At 62.8% G+C, this 21454-nt stretch carries 21 protein-coding genes, 1 tRNA gene and 1 riboswitch; of the genes, 12 read left to right on the plus strand and 10 right to left on the minus strand.

All coding sequences use genetic code 11. From position 1 onward, the window contains the following. The first annotated feature begins 367 nt into the window (after positions 1-367). Positions 368-550, plus strand: a riboswitch (yybP-ykoY riboswitch). Positions 551-604: 54 nt separating this feature from the next. Continuing rightward, positions 605-1177, plus strand: a complete 573-nt coding sequence (locus tag G3N95_RS33595) for a TMEM165/GDT1 family protein (protein WP_205974402.1) — start codon at positions 605-607, stop codon at positions 1175-1177. 108 nt (positions 1178-1285) lie between these two features. On the opposite strand, the gene G3N95_RS33600 is transcribed toward G3N95_RS33595, so the two are convergent. Continuing rightward, positions 1286-1978, minus strand: coding sequence for a DUF4136 domain-containing protein (locus tag G3N95_RS33600; RefSeq protein WP_205974403.1), 693 nt, complete (start codon positions 1976-1978; stop codon positions 1286-1288). Positions 1979-2173: 195 nt separating this feature from the next. Between G3N95_RS33600 and pepN the strand changes: the two genes are divergently transcribed. The 5 genes from pepN (at position 2174) to G3N95_RS33625 (ending at position 7101) form a co-directional block, all read left to right on the plus strand. Next, positions 2174-4876 carry an aminopeptidase N gene (pepN, locus tag G3N95_RS33605; RefSeq protein WP_205974404.1) on the plus strand — a complete coding sequence of 901 codons (2703 nt, stop codon included), beginning with the start codon at positions 2174-2176 and terminating at the stop codon, positions 4874-4876. A gap of 171 nt (positions 4877-5047) precedes the next feature. Further along, positions 5048-5329, plus strand: coding sequence for a type II toxin-antitoxin system RelE/ParE family toxin (locus tag G3N95_RS33610; RefSeq protein WP_205974405.1), 282 nt, complete (start codon positions 5048-5050; stop codon positions 5327-5329). Positions 5330-5346: 17 nt separating this feature from the next. After that, positions 5347-5787, plus strand: a complete 441-nt coding sequence (locus G3N95_RS33615; RefSeq protein ID WP_205974406.1) for a HigA family addiction module antitoxin — start codon at positions 5347-5349, stop codon at positions 5785-5787. A gap of 140 nt (positions 5788-5927) precedes the next feature. Continuing rightward, a complete protein-coding gene (locus tag G3N95_RS33620) occupies positions 5928-6944 on the plus strand; it encodes a class 1 fructose-bisphosphatase (protein WP_205974407.1) in 1017 nt (338 codons plus the stop codon). Positions 6945-7025: 81 nt separating this feature from the next. Next, positions 7026-7101 (plus strand) — tRNA-Thr (locus G3N95_RS33625). A 105-nt stretch (positions 7102-7206) separates the two neighbouring features. On the opposite strand, the gene G3N95_RS33630 is transcribed toward G3N95_RS33625, so the two are convergent. Then, positions 7207-8346 (minus strand): acyl-CoA dehydrogenase family protein, encoded by a 1140-nt coding sequence (locus tag G3N95_RS33630; RefSeq protein WP_205974408.1) that lies wholly within the window; start codon positions 8344-8346, stop codon positions 7207-7209. Next, a complete protein-coding gene (locus G3N95_RS33635; protein WP_205974409.1) occupies positions 8339-9589 on the minus strand; it encodes a CoA transferase in 1251 nt (416 codons plus the stop codon). The genes G3N95_RS33630 and G3N95_RS33635 overlap by 8 nt, the downstream gene beginning before the upstream one ends. A 93-nt stretch (positions 9590-9682) precedes the next feature. Between G3N95_RS33635 and G3N95_RS33640 the strand changes: the two genes are divergently transcribed. Continuing rightward, positions 9683-10630 carry a LysR family transcriptional regulator gene (locus tag G3N95_RS33640; RefSeq protein WP_205974410.1) on the plus strand — a complete coding sequence of 316 codons (948 nt, stop codon included), beginning with the start codon at positions 9683-9685 and terminating at the stop codon, positions 10628-10630. 6 nt (positions 10631-10636) lie between these two features. Here the strand turns inward: G3N95_RS33640 and G3N95_RS33645 are convergent, their stop codons facing one another. From G3N95_RS33645 to G3N95_RS33655, 3 genes are all read right to left on the minus strand, one after another. Continuing rightward, positions 10637-11104 (minus strand): TlpA disulfide reductase family protein, encoded by a 468-nt coding sequence (locus G3N95_RS33645; protein ID WP_205974445.1) that lies wholly within the window; start codon positions 11102-11104, stop codon positions 10637-10639. Continuing rightward, a complete protein-coding gene (locus tag G3N95_RS33650; protein ID WP_241019102.1) occupies positions 11104-12315 on the minus strand; it encodes a glycoside hydrolase in 1212 nt (403 codons plus the stop codon). Before G3N95_RS33650 ends, G3N95_RS33645 begins: the two co-directional genes overlap by 1 nt. 83 nt (positions 12316-12398) lie before the next feature. Further along, on the minus strand, positions 12399-14780 hold the full coding sequence (locus G3N95_RS33655) for a TonB-dependent receptor (protein WP_205974412.1): 2382 nt from the start codon (positions 14778-14780) through the stop codon (positions 12399-12401). Between G3N95_RS33655 and G3N95_RS33660 the strand changes: the two genes are divergently transcribed. Then, positions 14779-14937 (plus strand): hypothetical protein, encoded by a 159-nt coding sequence (locus G3N95_RS33660; protein WP_205974413.1) that lies wholly within the window; start codon positions 14779-14781, stop codon positions 14935-14937. The two genes, G3N95_RS33655 and G3N95_RS33660, sit on opposite strands and share 2 nt — an antisense overlap. Positions 14938-14944: 7 nt before the next feature. On the opposite strand, the gene G3N95_RS33665 is transcribed toward G3N95_RS33660, so the two are convergent. After that, on the minus strand, positions 14945-15325 hold the full coding sequence (locus tag G3N95_RS33665) for a DUF2946 domain-containing protein (RefSeq protein WP_205974414.1): 381 nt from the start codon (positions 15323-15325) through the stop codon (positions 14945-14947). Between the two features lie 223 nt (positions 15326-15548). On the opposite strand from G3N95_RS33665, the gene G3N95_RS33670 reads away from it, so the two are divergent. Together G3N95_RS33670 and G3N95_RS33675 are read left to right on the plus strand one after the other, a co-directional pair. After that, positions 15549-15698, plus strand: coding sequence for a hypothetical protein (locus tag G3N95_RS33670; RefSeq protein WP_012400089.1), 150 nt, complete (start codon positions 15549-15551; stop codon positions 15696-15698). Between the two features lie 327 nt (positions 15699-16025). After that, positions 16026-16622 (plus strand): chorismate mutase, encoded by a 597-nt coding sequence (locus G3N95_RS33675; RefSeq protein WP_205974415.1) that lies wholly within the window; start codon positions 16026-16028, stop codon positions 16620-16622. Here G3N95_RS33675 and G3N95_RS33680 read toward each other — a convergent pair. Then, complete coding sequence (locus G3N95_RS33680; protein ID WP_205974416.1) at positions 16619-17797, minus strand: exonuclease domain-containing protein; 1179 nt, start codon at positions 17795-17797, stop codon at positions 16619-16621. The genes G3N95_RS33675 and G3N95_RS33680 overlap by 4 nt on opposite strands. A gap of 320 nt (positions 17798-18117) precedes the next feature. Next, positions 18118-18321: a cold-shock protein gene (locus G3N95_RS33685; protein ID WP_205974417.1), complete on the minus strand. Its 204-nt coding sequence runs from the start codon at positions 18319-18321 to the stop codon at positions 18118-18120. Between the two features lie 406 nt (positions 18322-18727). Here G3N95_RS33685 and G3N95_RS33690 point away from each other — a divergent pair, with 406 nt between their 5' ends. Further along, positions 18728-18970 carry a hypothetical protein gene (locus G3N95_RS33690; protein ID WP_205974418.1) on the plus strand — a complete coding sequence of 81 codons (243 nt, stop codon included), beginning with the start codon at positions 18728-18730 and terminating at the stop codon, positions 18968-18970. A gap of 523 nt (positions 18971-19493) precedes the next feature. Further along, the gene (locus tag G3N95_RS33695) at positions 19494-20657 is read left to right on the plus strand and encodes a porin (RefSeq protein WP_205974419.1); all 1164 of its coding nucleotides are present in this window, start codon (positions 19494-19496) and stop codon (positions 20655-20657) included. Positions 20658-20766: 109 nt separating this feature from the next. Here the strand turns inward: G3N95_RS33695 and greB are convergent, their stop codons facing one another. Beyond that, complete coding sequence (gene greB, locus G3N95_RS33700) at positions 20767-21339, minus strand: transcription elongation factor GreB (RefSeq protein ID WP_205974420.1); 573 nt, start codon at positions 21337-21339, stop codon at positions 20767-20769. Positions 21340-21454: the final 115 nt, after the last annotated feature.

Genomic DNA, 21454 nt, shown 5'->3' on the forward strand with positions numbered 1-21454 from the left:
CGGGACGCCAAAACGGGCTTTCGTCTGGTCATTACCACGGCCGCCCGAAATGATACAGAGCATTCTGGCCGAAATCAGCCAGAAAAGACGTATCCATCTGTATCCGTCTCTTGCGCGCGACGAAACCCCTCCGCCGCCTCGCGGAGCCATCTACGACGGGCCTTCCCGCGGCCGGACCGTGCACGTGGACATGCGGGAAATCACCCGAAGTGTTACCGCGCATTCCCATTGGACCCGGCCACGAATACGTTAAAAAACGATAATTGCGACTGGTTTTGCAACGACCTGCTGCAAACCGGCAAAAAAGCACAAGTAAGCAGCAAGCAGCGCTCAATCTTCGCTTTTATGCAGGCTGCCGTGCTATACTCCGCCGCTCATTGGGGAGTAGCCGCCCCGCCTCATACCCGCGCAACGGCCAGGCTCATGGCCGGCGAGCGCAGCGTGTGTGATTCGCGGGGGCGCCTGTCAACAGACTTGACCGTTGTGGTCATGGCAGACGCAGCCTCTGGCCTGGCGAGACCGATGATCCACTACCGCCGCTCTAGGGCCCGGCGCGTCGTGGGTCGTCGCTCGCACACATCTCGGCCCGGGGAATCTATCAAACGTGGAACAAGCTTTTCTGATCTCGACCGGCGCGGTCGCGCTCGCTGAAATCGGCGACAAGACGCAACTGCTGTCGCTCGTCCTCGCGGCCCGCTATCGCAAGCCGCTGCCCATCATTCTCGGCGTGCTCGTCGCCACTCTCGTCAATCACGCTGGCGCCGGCGCACTCGGCGCGTGGCTCGGCTCGCTCGTCACGCCCACCGTGATGCGCTGGGCGCTGGCCGCGTCCTTTATCGGCATGGGTCTGTGGATTCTCGTGCCCGACAAGCTCGACGACGCCGAAGCGAACACCAACCGCACGCACTTCGGCGTGTTCGGCGCGACCGTGGTCACCTTCTTTCTCGCCGAAATGGGCGACAAGACGCAGATCGCAACCGTGGCCCTCGCCGCGCGCTTCCACGATTTCTTCGGCGTGGTCGCGGGCACGACGCTCGGCATGATGCTCGCGAACGTCCCCGCGATCCTGCTCGGCGACCGCTTCGCGCACAAGCTGCCGACGAAGCTCGTGCACGGGATTGCCGCCGTCATGTTCGTCGTGCTGGGCGCGATGGCGCTGATGGGCATCGGCGTCTGATTGTTCGACTGCGCAGCGATTTGACAATCGCTGCCGCAAATTGCAACGGCCGCATCGCTCACACGATGCGGCCGTTTTTTTGCCTGAACGCGGAGAACGAAGACGCCGCTACTGAACCGTCTTCGCGCCCGACGCCGGCACGGGCGGCGCGGCGCTGTCGGCGGCGACTTCGTTGGACATGCCGCCCTTTCCGTCGACGGGCAGCTTCACGGTGCGCACCACGCCGTTGGCCATCGGGAAATCGGACATCGCGCTGCGCGCCAGAAACGGCATGGCGGCGATCAGTGACGACTCCTCGTCCGTGTTGCGCGCCGTCACGTTGTACATTTCCTTGCCCGTCGCGCGATCCGTGATGCGGATGCCGAGCAGATGCGTGTACACGGGGTAGCTCTGGTTCACATAGCCCGTCGGATACGGACCCCAAGGGCCCCACGGCCCCCACGGATCGAACGGACGGCCCCAGTAGTACGGGCCCGGCCACGGGCTGTAGTAGACGGGCTGCGCGACGGTCACGGTGTCCGAGCGCATGCCGTAAGCGAGTGCCACCAGATAGTGCGCGTCGCGCTCGTCGGTCTGCCGGAACGCGTGCAGCGCGAGTTCGTTTGCGACGATCTGCTCGTACGTGGCCTGTTCGAGATTGTTCTTTTGATCCAGTGTGCGCGTGAACGCGTAAGTGCGCGTCGCGTCGCTGCCGCTCCAGTCGGAAAAGGCTGTGACCTGCGTCGTCACGTAGGTCGTGCAGCCGGCCAGCAGCGTGGCGAGCACGAGTGCCGCGTGGCGGGTCAATCGGTCGAGCTTCATGGTCGTCCTCGTTGGCATCGTCGCCCGCATCTGCCGCGCGGGCGGCCCGATAATACGCTGACTGCGCACGACGGTAAAAAGTTCTGTCCGCACGATCGGCCGAGGCTTTGTACAATGGTCCGATCACCCGGCGCGCTGCCCGTTGTTGCGCTGTATACAACGCGCCGGCTTCGAGCTTATTCCCGAACGCACATCATGGCCGATACCGAAACGCCTCAAGTGATCCGCCGCGCCGACTACGCGCCGCCCGCCTTTCTCATCGATACCGTCGCGCTCGAGTTCGATCTCGTGCCGGAGCGCACGGTCGTCAGGAATACGATGCGCATCCGCCGCAATCCCGACGCGGTGCGCGCCACGCATCTCGACCTGATGGGCGAAGATCTGACGTTCGTCGAAGCGTCGCTCGACGGCAAGCCGTATGCAGACGTGCATGCGCACGAGCACGGCCTGACCGTCGACAACGTACCCGATTCGTTCGAACTGACGCTGACGGGCATCTGCAACCCTGCCGCGAACACCACGCTGTCGGGTCTCTATGTATCGAGCGGCAACTTTTTCACGCAGTGCGAGGCCGAGGGCTTCCGCCGCATCACGTGGTTCCTCGACCGCCCGGACGTGATGGCCACCTATACGGTCACACTGCGCGCCGACAAGGCCGCGTACCCAGTGCTGCTGTCCAACGGCAACCTGCTCGAGCAGGGCGAGCTGCCCGACGGCCGCCATTTCGCGCGCTGGGAAGATCCGTTCAGGAAGCCGAGCTATCTGTTCGCGCTCGTCGCGGGCAAGCTCGTTGCGCTGGAAGAGCGCGTGAAGTCGGGCTCGGGCAAGGAAAAGCTGCTGCAGGTCTGGGTCGAGCCTCATGATCTCGACAAGACCCGTCACGCGATGGATTCGCTGATCCATTCCATTCGCTGGGACGAAGCGCGCTTTGGTCTCGAACTCGATCTGGACCGCTTCATGATCGTCGCCGTGAGCGACTTCAACATGGGCGCGATGGAGAACAAGGGGCTCAATATCTTCAACACGAAGTACGTGCTGGCGAACCCCGAAACGGCAACTGACACCGACTTCTCCAACATCGAAGCCGTAGTCGGCCACGAATACTTCCACAACTGGACGGGCAATCGCGTCACGTGCCGCGACTGGTTCCAGCTGAGCCTGAAGGAAGGGCTGACGGTGTTCCGCGACCAGGAATTCTCCGCGGACATGGCAAGCGGCGGCAGTTCCGGCGAGGACCAGGCAGCGCGCGCAACCAAGCGCATCGAAGACGTGCGTGTACTGCGCCAGATGCAGTTCGCCGAAGACGCGGGTCCGATGGCGCATCCCGTACGCCCGGAAAGCTACGTCGAGATCAACAACTTCTACACGATGACCGTCTACGAGAAAGGCTCGGAAGTCGTGCGGATGTATCAGACGCTGTTCGGCCGCGAAGGCTTCCGGCGCGGCATGGATCTGTACTTCAAGCGCCACGACGGCCAGGCGGTGACCTGCGACGACTTCCGTCACGCGATGGCCGACGCGAACGGCCGCGATCTCGCGCAATACGAACGCTGGTACAGCCAGGCGGGCACGCCGCGCATCAGCGTCGATACGCATTACGACGCCGCGCAGAAGCGCTACACGGTGAAGCTCAGGCAAGGCTACGGCGACGGCTCGCCCGCTGCACGCGACACGCAGAAGGGCCCGCTGCTGATTCCGTTTGCGATCGGCCTGATCGGCGATGACGGCAACGACATGCCGCTGCGTCTCGAAGGCGAAGCATCGGCGTCGCCGCACACCACGCGCGTGCTCGAGTTCACGCAGACCGAACAGAGCTTCACGTTCGTCGACGTCGCCGAGAAGCCGCTGCCGTCGTTGCTGCGCAATTTTTCGGCCCCCGTCGTGGTCGAGTACGACTACACGGCCGACGAACTCGCGTTCCTGCTCGCGCACGACAGCGATCCGTTCAACCGCTGGGAAGCCGGACAGCGCCTCGCAACGCGCGAGCTGCTGACGCTCGCCGAACACGCGGCAACGGGCAAGGCGCTGGAAGTGGATGACACGGTGGTCGCCGCCTTCGGCCGTGTGCTGAACGACGAGACGCTGTCGCCGGCGTTCCGCGAACTCGCGCTGATGCTGCCGTCGGAGGCGTATCTCGCCGAGCAGATGGAAGAGTCGAATCCCGCCGCCGTGCACAGCGCGCGCCAGTTCGTTCGCAAGCGCCTCGCATCGGCGCTCAAGGGCGACTGGCTCGCGATCTACGAACGTCATCAGACGCCGGGCGCTTATGAGCCGACGCCCACGGCGGCCGGCCGTCGTGCGCTGAAGAACCTGGCGCTGGCGTATCTCGCCGAACTCGACGATCCCGCCGACGCCGTGCGTCTCGCCAAGGCGCAGTACGACGCGGCGAACAACATGACGGATCGCGCGTCGGCTTTGTCCGCGCTGCTGACCGCGGCGGCGTCGAACGGCGGCGCGGCCGCAGCCGGGGCGCTCGACGACTTCTACCGCCGCTTCGAAAACGAGCCGCTCGTGATCGACAAGTGGTTCGCGCTGCAGGCGATGCAACGCGGCGCGAAGCAGCGCCCCGTCATCGAGATCGTGCGCAAGCTGATGACGCATCCCGCGTTCAACCTGAAGAACCCGAACCGCGCGCGTTCGCTGATCTTCAGCTTCTGCTCGGCGAACCCCGCGCAGTTCCACGCGGAAGACGGCTCGGGCTATGCGTTCTGGGCCGACCAGGTGATCGCGCTCGACGCGCTCAATCCGCAGGTTGCCGCGCGTCTCGCGCGGGCGCTGGAACTGTGGCGGCGCTTCACGCCCAGGCTGCGCGACCAGATGCGCGCGGCGCTCGAAAAAGTCGCGGCGCAGGCGAAGTCGCGCGATGTGCGCGAAATCGTCGAGAAAGCATTGGCCTGATTCTGCGCTTTATCAGTGAAGTCGAAAGCCGGCACGTGTGCCGGCTTTTTTATTTGCGGCTTGCCATTTCACCTACGCCTTTCGTCCGACTCGTTTCACCAGATCATCGGGATCACACTGAACGTGTTCACATAATGGTTTACGTTTAACATGACACGTTATACACTTCCCATGATATCAACGTTCGGCGACAAGGAAACGGCCGCTGTCTTCAAAGGCATTTTCGTGCAGTCGCTGCCGCGCGAAGTGCAACTGATCGCACGCCGCAAACTGCTGTTGATCGATGCCGCAAGGTCGATCAAGGACATATTCGCACCGCCCGGCAACCGGCTCGAACTGCTGCAAGGCAGGCGCAGCGGGCAATGGAGCATCCGTATCAACGCGCAGTGGCGCATCTGTTTCCTCTACCTCGACGGCGACGCGCTCAATGTCGAAATCGTCGACTATCACTGATTCGTGAGAAAGCCATCATGGTCATCAAACGCTCTGAACTGAACAACGCCGACTTCTCCGACGTTTCCACCGGCGAACACATGCCGGAAACCACGCCTGGCGACGTCCTGCGCAGTGAGTTCCTCGAACCGCTCGGCATGTCGGCCCATGCGCTATCGCTGGAACTGCGCGTGCCGGCGCCGCGCATCAACGACATCGTGCGCGGCAAACGGGCCATTTCGTCGGAAACGGCCTTGCGCCTGTCGCGCTATTTCGGCAATAGCGCACACTTCTGGCTCAACCTTCAGATCGCGTACGACTTGCGCATTGCGATTGCGGAATCGGGCGAGCGGATCGAGCGCGAGATCGAACCGCTACCGCCCTCGCGGCAACCGAAGCATGCCAGGCTGGCGCGCGAACAGCTAAAGGCCGCCGAAGACGCAGCGGCCGCCACGCGCCGGGTTGCCGGGTCGCGCTGACGCGCCTTTGTCGTGCCGTCGTGAAGCGCGGCGATCGCGACGCCAGGCGAGCCTGCAACACGTGGATTATTTAAAGTCACGGAACCCGAACATCGAAAGGTTAAAATCGGGGAATTCCCAAGCCTCTCCGGAGTACTGCAATGTCTTTGCAACGTCGTACCACTCTCACGAAGTACCTGATCGAGCAGCAGCGCGAGAACAACAATCTGCCCGCCGATCTGCGCCTGCTGATCGAAGTCGTCGCGCGAGCGTGCAAGGCCATCAGCTATCACGTCAGCAAGGGCGCACTCGGCGATGCGCTCGGCACGGCCGGTAGCGAAAACGTGCAGGGCGAAGTGCAGAAGAAGCTCGACATCCTGTCGAACGAAATTCTGCTCGAAGCCAACGAATGGGGCGGCAACCTCGCCGGCATGGCATCGGAAGAAATGGAACAGTTCTTCCCGATCCCCGCGAATTATCCGAAGGGCGAATACCTGCTCGTGTTCGATCCGCTCGACGGCTCGTCGAACATCGACGTCAATGTGTCGATCGGCACGATCTTCTCGGTGCTGCGCTGCCCGGACGGCCAGCAACCCACGGAACAGTCGTTCCTGCAAAAGGGCACGCAGCAGGTCGCAGCCGGTTATGCCGTGTACGGCCCGCAAACCGTGCTCGTGCTGACCACGGGCAACGGCGTCAACTGCTTCACGCTCGATCGCGAACTGGGCTCGTGGGTGCTCACGCAGAGCGACATGCGCATCCCCGTCGAAACACGCGAATACGCAATCAACGCATCGAACCAACGCCACTGGTATGAGCCTGTGCAGCAGTACATCGGCGAACTGAACGCGGGCAAGGATGGTCCACGCCAGGCCGACTTCAACATGCGCTGGATCGCATCGATGGTCGCGGATGTGCACCGCATCCTGAACCGCGGCGGCATCTTCATGTACCCCGCCGACATGCGTGATCCATCGAAGCCCGGCAAGCTGCGCCTGATGTACGAGGCGAACCCGATGTCGTTCATCGTCGAGCAGGCAGGCGGCGCGGCGACCAACGGCGAAAAGCGCATTCTCGACATTCAGCCGAAGAGCCTGCATGAACGCGTCGCCGTGTTCCTCGGCTCGAAGAACGAAGTGGATCGCGTGACCCGCTACCACCTCGAAAAGAAAAGTTGAGAAAGCACTTGCCAAGTCGGAAAAGAGGCTCCATAATCTCACTTCTTCGTTGCTGACGAATTAAACGAAAGCAACAACGGAGCCGGAATAGCTCAGACGGTAGAGCAGCGCATTCGTAATGCGAAGGTCGGGGGTTCGATTCCTCTTTCCGGCACCAGCAGAATCAAACAAAAAGCCCAGTCCTCGCGACTGGGCTTTTTGTTTTGCGCGTCGAATTCGACGTGCGCTTCATCGCTATAGCAAAGCGAAGTGCCTTTCCCATTCACCCCAGCACCGTCCGCGCGATCACCGTCCGCTGGATCTCGGACGAACCTTCGTAGATACGCAGAATCCGCGCATCGCGAACGAAGCGCTCCAGCGGCATCTCGCGAGTGAAGCCGTATCCACCGTGCATCTGCAATGCCGCATCGGTGACGAACGCGACCATCTCCGATGCATAAAGCTTCGCCATCGACGCATCCTGCGTGAACGGCACGCCTGCCGCGCGCTTTACGGCCGCCTGCAACGTCAGCAGCCACGCAGCCTCGAGCCGCGTCTTCATATCAGCGATCGTCCACTGCAAACCTTGGCGGCTGGACAGCGGCTCGCCGCCCACGCGCCGTTCTTTCAACCAGCCGATGGCCGCCGACATCGCCGCTTCCGCAATGCCGAGACTCGTTGCGGCCACATCGAGCCGGCTGTTGTCGAGCACCTTCATGGCCGTCCTGAATCCGCTGCCTTCCGGGCCAAGACGGTTCGCAGCGGGAACGAAGCAATCGAGCGCCACTTCATGCGCGGGCGCGCCGCGAATGCCCATCAGCTTCTCGGCGGGCGCGACATCGACGCCCGGCGCGTGCCTGTCGACCACGAACGCGCTGATGCCCCGCGTGCCCGCATCGGCATCGGTCTTCGCATACACGACGATGAATCCCGCCGCGTCGGCGTTCGAAATGAAGTGCTTGACGCCCGTGATCCGGTAGCCGTCGCCTTCGCGCATCGCACGTGTCGCCATGTCGGCGGGATTGGAACCCGCGCGCGGCTCCGTCAACGCGAACGCGCCGAGCTTGTTGCCGCTGGCCGCGTCGGGCAGATAGCGATCGCGCAACGCATCGTCGCCGCCGATCAGTATCGAATCGGTCGCGAGATAATGCGCGCCGATCATCGACGACGTCGACGCGCACGCTTTCGCGATCTCCACCAGTGACAGCACGATCGCCACCGGCGACGCCTCGACGCCGCCCCACCGCTCCGGCAGGTTCATGCCCATCACACCTAGCTCGGCGAGCTGCGCGACATGGCGCGCCGTCGACAGCTCGTCGCGGTCGACCTGCGCGGCGCGCGGCGCGAGTTCGCTTTGCGCAAAGCGCGAGATCGCATCGGCGATTTCGAGGTCGCTGTCTTCGATACCCAGCCGCTTATGCATGATCCCGCTCCTCTTTGCGATTGACAGCGCTCGTCGTCGCCACACGGGCGCCGAACGCGCCACGTTCCCGCAACGACTCGATGTCTTCAGCGTCGTAACCGAGCGCTTGCAAGAGCGCGTCGGCATGTTCGCCGAGCATCGGCGCAGGCGACACGCGATTGACGCCGTATGCAGAGAACTTCACCGGCTGCGATGGCAGACGCGTCGCAGGTCTGCCGTCGCGATGCACGTCCGTCAGCAGTGCGCGATGCGTCGCGTGCTCGCTTTCGAGCGCTTCCGACAGATTGCGGATCGGCGCGACGGGAATGCCCGCGGCACCAAGCGCCGCGTTGACCTCCTCGACCGTTCGAGTACACGACCATGCCTCGATCGTCGCGCGCAGATCAGCTTCGTGCGTGCAGCGCGATGCGTCGCTGGCAAAACGCGGATCGCCCTTCAGATGCGGCGCGCCGATCGCATCCGCGAAAGCGGCAAAGAGCTTGTTGTTCAGCACCGCGACCACATAGAAGCCATCGGCTGCGCGATATGCGCCGAACGGCGCCGACGACGGATGCCGGTTGCCAACGCGGCGCGGCGCGAGGCCGGTCGCAGCGTAGCGCGCGACGAGCGTCGCGCTCAGGCCGAGCGTCGCATCGAACATCGACACGTCGACATGCGTGCCCTTGCCTGTCTTCTCGCGCGCGAGCAACGCGGCGAGCACGCCCCATGACGCGAACAAGCCGCTGACGACGTCCGACACCGACTCGCCGATCATCGTCGGCGCTCCGTCCGGCGAACCTGTCGCGTCCATCAGCCCGCACATCGCCTGCAGGATGATGTCGTAGGCGGGTCGATGCGATTCGGGCCCCGTCTGCCCGAAGCCCGACACGCTTGCGTACACCAGCGACGGATTGATCGCACTCAAGTCCGCGTAGCCGATCCCCAGCTTGCCGGCGACACCCGGCCTGAAATTCTCGACGACGACATCGGCGTCCGCGCACAATGCGCGCGCGAGTTCGCGCCCGGCTTCCGTCTTGAGATCGAGCACGATGCTGCGCTTGTTGCGGTTCATCGCGGCGAACAGGCCGCTTTCGCCATCCGCGCCGAATGGACCGACGACACGATAATCGTCGCCCGCGGGCGGCTCGATCTTGATCACATCCGCACCCAGATCGCCGAGCAGCGCGGCGCAATACGGGCCCGCCAGCACACGCGAAAAGTCGATCACGCGCAGGCCTTCCAGCGGCAGAGTCGAACGTTGCATCGAACGCTCCTTTCATCAGAGATGAATTGATTCTGGGCGGTGGAGCCTATCAAGTAAAATATTGAATTGAATTAGCACCTATAGGTTTTTTTGATGCGTATCTCGTTGCGGCTTCTGCGTTATTTCACGGCGGCGGCCGAAACGGGCAGCACGACGGCGGCTGCAAAACAGCTGAACGTGTCGCAGCCCTCCATTTCCGTCGCCATTCGCGAGCTGGAAGCACTGTTCGACGACACGCTGTTCACGCGCGAGTCGGGCGCGAAGATGACGCTGACACGTTTCGGTGTGCGCAAGCTCGCGGAGGCGCATCAATTGCTGAACGCGGCCGCATCGTTCGAAGCCGACGACACCGGCAACGCCGCCGCAGGTGAAGTACAGATCGGCGTGTTCAGCACGATTGCGCCCGTCTATCTGCCCGTGCTGCTGCGCATCGCGCGCGAGCGCTTTCCCGATCTGTCGATCCGCTTCATCGAAGGCGATCTGATGCAGCTCGAAGACGCATTGCGCAGCAGCCGGATCGAACTCGCGCTGATGTACGACGTCGGCCTGCCCGCCGATATCGAGCGCGAATGCCTCGCGGAACTCCGCCCGTATGCGCTGGTGCCGGCGTCATCGAAGCTCGCTAAAAAGACAGGCAAGCTGTCGCTGCACGATCTCGCGAAAGAGCCGCTGATCCTGATCGATCTGCCGCACAGCCGCGAGTTTCTGATGGCGCCGTTCTGGCAATGCGGACTCGCGCCTGAAGTGCGTTATCGGGCGACCTCGCTCGAACTGGTGCGCGGCATGGTGGCGAACGGCCTCGGCGTGTCGCTGCTGATCACGCAAGGCGAAGCGAACGCGGCGTCGGCGAGTGCGATCGAGCGCCCCATTCGCGAAGAGACCATCCGTCAGCCGCTGGTGATTGCCCGGCCGGTGCGCGCGTCGCGTACCAAAGCGGCGGAACTCGTCGCGCAATGCATGCGCGACGCAGTCGACGAAGCGATGGCGAAACGCGCCGGGAAAGCCGTTCGCACGCGCCACCGCACCACTCGCCCCGATTAGTACGCGTCAGCGACGCCACGCATCGAGCGTCGCGGGCTGCAACAACCCGCTCGACGCCTGCCGCGCACCGCGCGCATCGATCAGCAGCGTGCGCGGCATCTCGCCATGCCAGTTGGCGTCGAGCGCGCGGCGCAGCTTTTCGGGCATCGCCTCGGCATTCGCGTAGAGCGCCGTGTGCGACGGCAGCGGCAGCGACGCGAGCACCTGCGACAGCGCCGCCGCGTTCTCGTCGATCGGATCCATTGCGACCATCGTCAGGCGCACATCACGATGCTTCTTTTGCCACTCGACGATACGCGCCGTGTTCTCGCGGCAATAGCCGCAATCGAGCGACCAGATTTCGACGATCTGCGGCTTGCCTTGCGACGCGCCAAGTACTGCGTCGACTTCCGATGCGCGCAGCGGCTGGAGATCGGCAGCGTGGGCCGAAACCGCAAGCACGCACGCCGCCAGCGTCATTAACGTTCGCTTGATCATTGTCCACTCTCTCCATCGACGGGCACGAGCATGTAGCCGTCGTTCTGTGTGCGCCACGACAGATAGATGCGGCCCGCGTCGTCCAGCAACTGCGGGTTGTCGCTGCCGCCCGCCGTCTGCGCCAGCGTGCGCGGCGGGCTCCAGTGCGCGCCTTCGTCGTCGGAGCGGCGCAGCATCAGGCGCATCGTGTCCCCGTCGAAGTCCTTCCATGCGAGCCACAGCGTCTTGCCGCGCGCGACCAGCGCCGCATGCGACGCCTGTTCGTCCGGCTTGCCCGTGTCGCCGAACGCCCACGGTTCGCCCATCGGTTTGCCTTCGGCGGAAAGGCGCGAATAGTAGACGTCCGCGCGTCCGTCGACCACGCTGAACCAGGCCATGTGCCGCACGCCGTCGGGCGTGATCGCGAGGGCCGGACCGTGTTCGGGACACGCTTCCATATGCCAGCCGGAAAAGGTCGCGCGGATCGGGACGACCGGCTGCGCCGCGTCGGCGGGCAGCACGGCGAGCGCGTGATCGCGGATCTGGCCTTCGAATACGTTGCGCCACATCGCCTCTACGCGGCCTTCGTTGTCTAGCGCCAGCGCGATCCGGCAGCATTCGCACGTATGGTCGGCGACCTTGCGCTCGGGCTGGAACGTCTGCCCGCCATCCGTCGATACCGCGTAGTAGACGGCCGCGCCGTCGTACCGCTTGCCCGCTTTTTTCGCGAGCGTGAGATCTCGCTTGTCGATCCACGTGACGAAGCTGCGCCCCTGCCCATCGACGATCAGCGAATCGAAGCGATGCGTGATCGGCTGACGGTCGCCGTGCACGGTGGCGGGCACGCTCCACGTCGCGCCGCCGTCCGTCGAGCGCGAAAAGCGGACCATACCCGTGTACGGCGCGTCGAGCGGCATCGACCAGGTGACGTAAATCGTCTTCGCGTCGGGACTCGCTGCGATCTTCGGACGATTCTCCGCGCTGGTATAGATCGGCTCCGGCATCGCGTTGACCGTGACGGGCGGCGTCAGCGCGAGGCGCTTGCCGTCCGCCTTGTCCGCATGCGCGACGACGACGTGCTGCCCCTCGACCCACGTTACCCACAGACGATGCTTCGAATCGAACGCTGCGCCCGTTGCGAGCGGCGTCTTCACGGCTTGCGACGCTTTGGCCGCGCCGCCGCTCATGCTCATGCCACCGCCCTGTGTGTCCATCTGCATGCCATGCATGGCATGCGAGTCACCCGCTGCCTCGTGCGCCATCAGTGGCTGAATCAGCGAGAAGCCGGCGGCCCATGCCGCCGCCCATTTTCTTAAAGCGACCATTTGAGTTCTCCGTAGAACGTGCGGCCCGGATACGGGTGAAAGACGTAGTAGCGGCGGTCCGTCAGGTTGTCGATGCCGACTGACGCCAGCCAGTGTTTGCCCATCTGATAGCGCGCCTTCAGGTCGATCACGAAGAACGAACTGGTGCCGCCGTAGACGTCGGGATTGATGTCGCTGTTGTCGAGCGTGTTGTACTGGCGCCCCGAATAGCGCATCCCCACGCTGCCTTGCCACTGTTGCGTGAAGTGATAGTTCGCGAGCAGATTGGCCCGCACGACGGGAATGCGCGGAAAGCGCTTGCCGACGTACGACGGGTTCGCCGAATCGGCCAGGATGCGCGAGTTCGTCGCCGACACGTTCGCGTCGAGGTCGAGTCCGTGCAGCAGCACGTTCTGCCCGGAGAATGCGAGTTCGACGCCGCGCACCCGCACGCGGTCGACGTTCGAGATGTTCGTGACCGTCGTCGCGCCGCTGACGGTGGTCTGGCTGTAGATCGAGTCGCGCTGGTCGCTCTGGAACACGCTCGCCCGCACGACGCCGACGCCGACATCGCGCTCAGCCGTGAAGTCCCAGTCGATTGCCTTCTCCGGACGCAGGCCCGGGTTGTTGTTGACGATCGCGTTGTTCAAGACCGTTCCCTGGAACAGTTCGGCGACGGTCGGAAAGCGCGTGCCCGTCGCGAACGACAGCCTGAACAACCAGTCCTGCGTCGCCTGCCACTGAACCGATGCCTTCGGCGACAGCGCGTTCGCGCTGCGGTCCGCATAGCCGAAGGTCGACGCGCTGTTGCCGAGCGCGCCATCGTAGGCGTCCCAACGCTCGTAGCGCAGGCCCAGCGTCGCCAGCCAGCCCGGTGCGAAATGCCATGCGTCCTGTCCGTAGAGCGCCTGAGTACGCGTGTCGCCGCGATAGGTGCTGGCGAGCGTCGACGGCGAGCCGTTCAGCCAGTCGGATGTGTTGTAGGTCTCGTTGCGCAGGAAGTAGTTGTCGAAGTGATAGCCCACGGTGAGCGTGTGGCCCGCGTATGAAGGCGACTCCCCTTTCAGGTCGAAGGTGCGCCAGCCGGTGCCGTCGCCGTAGAAGATCGTGCCGGGGCCGCCGGCGTACGCGGCTGGCGGCGCCGTCGTCGACGAGCGCAGCACGTCGCGCGATACGTCATAGGCAGACACGATGCCCGACAGCTTCCAGCCCGAATCGAGCCGCGCGTTCAGCCCAAACGCGTAGAGCCAGTTCTCCTGATCGCCGTTGGCGGGCGAAAACGCGGTCGGTGCGATCGTGTAGTTCTTCCCGCCGATCGTCACGTTGCCCGCATACACGGGATTGCCCGCGGCGTCCGTGAGAAACGTCTGGGCGCGGTCCTTGTAGTGGTTTTCCCAGTGGCCGAGCGTGAACGTGGCGTCGACGTGGTCGGTCAGCGCATATCCCATGCGCACGCTTTCGTTGATCTGCTCGGTGCGCTCCATCATCTGCGGGCCGACGATCACGCGCGGCTGGCCGTTCGGGCCGATGTCGGACGCCGCACCCGTCACGGCGACGGGCGTGCCTAGCTTTGCGTTGTACGTGCTGCTCGGGCTCGCGTACTGCAGCGGCTGGCTGTTGTTCTCGAGCCGGTCGAGCGTCAGGGAATACCAGAACCGGCCGACGCGATCGGCGATATGCGCCGTCTCGTGATTGCCGCCGAAGTTTTTCGAGAAGCCATACGCATCGTCGTAGTGCTGCGTGAAGAGCTGCGTGTCCAGCGACGCTTCGAGCTTCTCCGGCTTGCGTGTCGTGATCTGCACGGTCGAACCGATCGAGTTGCCCGGATACAGCGCCGAGAACGGGCCATACAGCACTTCGACCTGCGCGATATCGTCGGGCGCGATCAACGACCAGCGCGGCGGATACGCATAGCTCGAACCCAGCAGGTTCGACAGCAGCAGACCGTCGGCATAGACGAGACCGCGTGCGCTCTGCAGTTCGTTGAAGTCGCGGCCCGCGAACACAGAGTTGCGGTCGCCCGTGAAGCGCTTGCGCACCATCACGTTCGGCGCGTACTTGAGCGCGTCTTCCGTGTTGACGATGTTGCGCGCGTCGATCTGCTCGCGCGTGACGGTTTCGACGACACCGGGCGTGTCGGGCGCGAACGCGGGCGCGGTGCGCGCGGCCGTCACGCTCACAGCCTGCAACGTGTTGGCGGATGCCGTCAACGAATTCGCGGAACTGTTCGTTACAGAAGAATGGGAGACCGAAGTATCGGACGCGGGATGGTCGATAGCGGCACGATCGGTCGTACTTTCATCGGCCCATGCTGGATGGACGGCGAACACTGTCGCACACGCGAGCGAAAGCGGCGTGCGAGCGGACAGCGCAGCGGAAACGATGCGCATGAAGAATCCTGGAAACGTGATCGAAGGCGCCATGCCGATGCCGATGTCCGACGCGATCCGCCGCATCGAGGATGCGGACTGCAGACCGGGACACGGGCACGCACGGCGGCTCGCCGCCCGCTACGCACTAGCGGCGTCGGGCGAACGAGTTGACTGAAAGCGCTTCAGATCGACGAGACAGGAGGGGCGCGAGGCTGTGCGACGCGGACGCTGCGGCGCACAAAGACGGCTTCCGGCGATGCGGCTTGCGCGTAGGCAAGCGTACGGACGGGAGGCGCGATGAACGGGACACTGGCGCCAAGCGCGAAGTTGGCGGCGAAGCCCGGACAGTAGACACAGTGGGGAGCGACGACGTGCGACTTGGACGTGCTGTCGTGCGAATCACCTAGATCGACGACAACGTTCTGCGCACCGGCCGCATGACAGAGTTCGACGGAGAGCGTGCCTTGATTGCCCGGCGCACGCGCATAGCCGATGACAGGCGACAGTACATTGAGTACCAGCGCCAGCCATACGAGACTGATCCAGCGTGTCGAACGTGTCATCGCGACTTGAAAAAGTGAGCGCGCAGTATAGCAAGCGCCCGCGAGACAGTGGTTAGAGGTACTGCAATAGGGACAATCGTTAAATTGTAAACATGGCGCTTGAATCCCTGGGACCGTGTGCCGTTAAAGCAACAAAGAGAGCGCCAAAACATCGCCTGTGTGCGGCAGCGCTGGTGCGGTCAATGCACCAAAGAAGATAATGAATTCGTAAAGGAGAACCATCATGGATACCAAACCGCCGAAGATTCCGACCCCCGACAAGGTGTTCAGCCCGGATCCGGAACCGGCAGGCGTTGAGTTTCTGGGCGCGGAACTGCCTGAGCACGTTCGCGCGTTCTTTGACGAACAACGCAAGTCGTGCGACCCGAAGTAACGGTCGACGTGCGTATTGCAGCATCGGGGTTCGCGCAGCATCTGCGTGCGCGTGGTGTTGACGCGCGTCTGTGCGCTTCGTTTAATGAGGCGTCGGGTGTTTGCGCGCGTGCGTTTTTGTTCGGCTTGCCGCTGATTTCGTTCTGCTGAGCGCCGGCGACGACGCGACATCGTCTCGCGCGCGTAGGCGTGCGTTCGTTCAGCTGAAGGTCCGTTTGCTCTTCGCCGTTCAGGCACACGTTGCGCATGCGTCACGCATACTCACGCGCTTCGTCTATTCTTCTGTCTTTTCCTTTTCTCGATGCAGCCGCATGCTGCAGCACGCTCAATGACCCGTCCGAATCTCATCGGCGCGCTCGGCGCGATCCTGCTTTGTTCGACGCTCGCTTTCGCGCCCGCATCCGCCCGCGCCGACGGCGACGACACATCCCTCACGAATCTGATCGCGCTCGTGTCCCAGCGGCTCGCGCTGGCCGAGCCCGTTGCGCGATACAAGTGGGCGCATCATCAGCCGATCACCGATACACCGCGTGAACAGGCGCTGCTGGCCGACGTCGAGAAGCGCGCCGCGCGCGCGGGCGTCGATCCAGCGTTTGCACATGCATTCTTCCAGGATCAGATCGATGCGAGCAAGGACGTGCAGAACGCGCTGTTCGACACGTGGCGCACGACCCGGCCGCCCGAAGGCGCTGCGCCCGATCTCGCGACGAGCCTCCGGCCGCAACTCGACAAGCTGACGCAATCGCTGATCGCTGCGCTTGCGCGCGTGCAGACGCTGCGCGCGCAGGATGATTGCCCGACCCGGGTGGCGCGCGGCATCGACAACTGGAAATCCCTCACCCGCTACGACAACACCCGTAACGCCGCGCTGACGCGGGCGCTCGGGCATGTGTGCGAATCGGGCGGAGTCGGGGCGACGGGTTAGGCGGCGTCGGCGGGCGCTGCTGCGGGAGTGACGGCGCTAGTGGTCTGCATAACCGGACGGCTCAGCGGCAGCACATGTAGACCGCGCGACAGATGCGACTGGAGGATGCGCCACGTCGACAGTTCGAACGCGCCCGGCACGCTGGCGGCGAGCAGCGTCGCGGCCTCGGCGAGCGACGGCGCGTGCCCCAGATAGCGCCATCTGTCGACGATATGAAAGACTCGCGCGCCTTCTGCCGCGTCCCGTTCTTCGAAGACGATTGCGCCGTCGTAGGGCCAAGGTGCGTCGACGGGATCGCCGCGGCTCACGCGCGGCACGCGATTGTTCGGTGGACGCAACGCGGCGATCAACTGCGCTTCGGCGAGCAGCGCACCAATTTCGCCCCCCGTCGCGCGCCACTCCACACGCCGCACCTGCTGCGCGAGCTTCGTCTCTTTCGATGAACGGCGTTCGCCCGTCAGATGCGACCGCAAACGCTGACGTACCCGCACGCTGCGTCCGACATAGAGCGGCGCGTCGCTCTCGCCATAGAACGCGTATACGCCGCAACCTGCGGGTGCCGTGTCGATCAGGTCTTCCGTGATGTCTCCCGCCAGCCGGAAACGTCGCATCGTCTTGTCGATCTGCGCGCGTAGTACGTCCACAGGAACGAGGCCATGCAGGCGCTGCCAGAACTGCCAGAGCAGATCGGCGTCGGCAAGTGCGCGGTGCCGGTCCGAAGGCACGAGCGCATGCCGCTCGACCAGCGCGTCGAGACCGTGGCGCTTTTCGGCGGGAAACAACGCCCGCGACAGGCGCACAGTGCACAGCACGTCGGGATTGAACGCGAAGCCGGCCCGCTGGAACTCGCTGCGCAGGAAGCCGCGATCGAAGCTCGCGTTGTGCGCGATGAAAAGCTTGCCGTCGAGCCGCGCGAACAGATCGGCGGCGATGGCTTCGAACGTCGGCGCGCCGCGCACCATGTCGTTGGTGATGCCCGTCAGTTGCTGGATGAACGGCGGGATCGGCTGACCGGGGTCAACCAAGGTGGTCCAGCTGGACGCACCATTCGGCCCCACTTCCACGACGCCGACTTCCGTGATTCTGTGATCGCCTACGGAGCCGCCCGTGGTTTCAAGGTCGACGAAAACAATCGGCACATCGAGCGCCGGCTCAGACAGAAACGGTTCGGACATGAGAAAAACAGAAGATGCTGGACGTGGCAGAAGTATGCCCTATCGGCGGCAAGGCTTGCGCGCCATCTCAATCAATGGATATTGGCGAGCGATCACTTCGCCTGGCGAGGAATATCTTTATTCCGCACATCCGCCATAAATAAACCATCAATCAGGGATTACACCGATTAATGAATCGACGAAAGTAATCGCCGAAAACGTTTACGCACCGGCGGTTATTACCAGACGCCCCGGCTCATGCATTAATACGGCGCGCGACGGGCAATAAAAAACCCCCGCAAAGCGAGGGTTTATCCTGGGAGCCAACGGCTCGACAGCAATTACAGCGGCTGGATGTTCGCAGCCTGGCGACCCTTCGGGCCAGCCTTCACGTCGAACGACACGCGCTGGTTCTCCTTCAGCGACTTGAAGCCATCCGCGCGGATCTCCGAGAAGTGCGCGAAGAGATCTTCGCCGCCCGCGTCGGACGTGATGAAGCCGAAGCCTTTAGCATCGTTGAACCATTTGACGATACCAGTTTCCATGTTCCACTTTCCTCGATTTGAATAAGTCAGGCGATGCCGTTAATGCCGATTACGATCAACGAGTCCGAAAAGCCGAAATATATGCAGCGCACGCTATTAACGTTCGGTCATCGAAAATCCAGCACGGCATTTATACGGGGAAGCGACTCCATGCGTCAAGCGGTTTCAAATCGAATCCTGGATGCCCGTCAAATGACTGGTTAAAGCGAACGCAGAGTCGGTTATTAATCAGCAGATACGGAATTGATTCGGTCTGCATTGCCGACTCGAAGGTGCTATAACAAATAGAGATCAGAAAGTTTTTCCGACATGTAACAAATCGTGTTTTTCGTAAGTGTTTTCACGAGTTGTTAAGGTGCATTCTGAACCGCAAGATTTTGCCAGCAGTTTGCAATTGGAGAATGCCATGCTGTTCGACACCCTTCGCCGCCTCGCAGCCCACCTGTTCCACTCCACGAAGGGCGCGCCGCTCTCCGACACCACGGCGCAACGCGCGTCGGCACTGGAGTTCGACCCAATGTGGCATGGCGATCATTGGCAGAACCTGCTGTCTTCCCCAATGGACGCGCGCCACTATGTGATCGAAGATTGGAGCCTGACGCCGGGACTCGAATTCGCGCCCGTCGGTGCAGATGGAAAGCATCAATAAATGACGCTGTAAGCAGGGCAAAAAAAAGCGCGACTCTTGCGAAGTCGCGCCGACAAAGGTTTGGAGATCTTTTTCGTCAACGAAAAAGTCTGCTTCGAAAAGCAGAGATTTCAGTATAGCGCCGGTGACGAATTTGATTAGCGTCGACTCTTGCAATCTACTATTGCAAAGCTGGCAACAATCGCAATTTGGCGATTTTCGCGTTGTTTCCGCACGTCGTTTCATGTCGTAATTGAACAACGCGCAAAGGTTGACACATAAGGCCGATACTCGCCAATCGGCCGGAATCCCTTTATCGATAAGGCCTTCCGGCATCTTCCTGATAATTTCCTATCCCGTAATACTTTATTGCTAATTTCGGAACGGCCATCTGGCAGGCGGCGTCTCTACACTTTGCCTACCCGGAAACGAACGCACGTCGGTCACCGTGCGTAGTTCACGCGATTTGCCTCTCGCAGCAACCGCGTGGAGTTTCCTTCAAGCCTGGGTTTCCAAAACCCATCCTGTTCTCGGAGTTACAAAGATGAAAAAGACTCTCATGGTCGCGGCCCTGTCGGGCGTATTTGCAACGGCGGCGCATGCGCAAAGCAGCGTCACGCTGTACGGCCTGATCGATGCCGGCATCACCTACACGAACAACCAGGCAACTGCGCCCGGCCAAGGCCACAGCAACGTCCAGATGACGAGCGGCTCGGTGAACGGCAGCCGTTTCGGCCTGCGCGGCGCTGAAGATCTCGGCGGCGGCCTGAAGGCTATCTTCACGTTGGAAAACGGCTTCGGCATCAACGACGGCACGATGAAGCAGAGCAGCCGTCTGTTCGGCCGTCAGGCGTTCGTTGGTCTGGCAAGCGACCAGTTCGGCGCTGTGACCCTCGGCCGTCAATATGACAGCATGGTCGACTACGTCGGTCCGCTGGCACTGACGGGCACGCAATACGGCGGCACGCAGTTCGCCCACCCGTTCGACAACGACAACCTGAACAACTCGTTCCGCGTCAACAACTCGGTCAAGTACCAGAGCGCGAACTACGCCGGCTTCAAGTTCGGCGCGTTGTACGGCTTCTCGAACCAGGCTGACGGCTTCGCGAACAACCGTGCGTACAGCGCCGGCGCGTCGTACAGCTTCGCAGGCTTCAACATCGCTGCTGCTTACCTGCAACTGAACAGCAACGGCGCGACGGGCGCAGCTGCTGCATTCAACGGTTCGGGCGCAGTCACGGGCGACAACACGTTCTTCGCTGGCCGCCAGCAGACGTGGGGCGCAGGCGCGAACTACACGTTCGGCCCGGCAACCGTCGGCCTCGTGTACTCGCAGACGAACCTGTCGCAATGGGCTGGTATCAACCAGGGCGCATCGGGCAACCAGGGTCTGCAGAATCGCTTTGGCGGCGACAGCGGCCACTTCCAGAACTACGAAGCGAACGCACGCTACGCTCTGACGCCGGCTATCAGCGTCGCTGGTTCGTACACGTACACGCGTGCAAGCATCGCTGGCGAGCACCCGCACTGGAACCAGTTCAACCTGCAAACGGCATACGCGCTGTCGAAGCGTACGGACGTGTACCTGCAGGGCGAATACCAGCAAGTCAGCGACAACTCGGTCGTCAACGCCAACATCAATGGCCTGAACGCTTCGGCGAACGAGAAGCAAGTTGCTGTGACGGCTGGCCTGCGTCACCGCTTCTAAGCATCAGCAGTATTTGCAGCATGAAAAAGGCGCCGCTTGCGGCGCCTTTTTTTCGTTCGTGCCGGACGACTCAGACCAGCCGCATGTCTGACGACATCTGAAGGGCGAGCTAAGCCTCCTCCTCTTCGCGCGTCGGATAGCTCACGTCGAGCACGTCGATCGGCTGCGCACCGGCCGGCGTGTGCAGCGTGACCTGATCGCCGACCTTTGCCTTCAGGAGCGCACGCGCGATGGGCGAAATCCAGCTGACGTGCCCTTCGTCCAGATTCACCTCGTCGATGCCGACGATCTTCACGGTATGCGTCTCGCCGTCTTCCGTCGCGTACTCGACGGTCGCGCCGAAGAACACCTGATCGGTGTTCTCCTGCCGGCTGCTGTTCACCACCTCGGCCAGGTCGATACGCTTCGTCAAAAAGCGGATGCGCCGGTCGATCTCGCGCAGCCGCCGTTTGCCGTAGATGTAATCGCCATTCTCCGAGCGGTCGCCGTTCGACGCCGCCCACGACACCAGCTTCACGACTTCCGGCCGCGCCTCGTCGATCAGATGCAGCAGTTCGTCGCGCAGACGCCGATAGCCCGCCGGTGTGATGTAGTTCTTCGCGCCCGCAGGCATCTCGGGTTGGGCGGCGTCGAGGTCGTCGTCGTTCTCGTCAGTCGATTCTTTGACAAAGGCTTTGTTCATGATGGTTCAGCGTTGAAGCGGACATCCGGATCTCTAGCCTACATGATACGGCTGTTGTCACAAATTTCGGGGTTGCCCCTTCCCTTTTTCCGAGACCTTGCTATAATCTCATTTC

This window comes from Paraburkholderia sp. Tr-20389 (assembly GCF_017104565.1).
Taxonomy (GTDB): domain Bacteria; phylum Pseudomonadota; class Gammaproteobacteria; order Burkholderiales; family Burkholderiaceae; genus Paraburkholderia.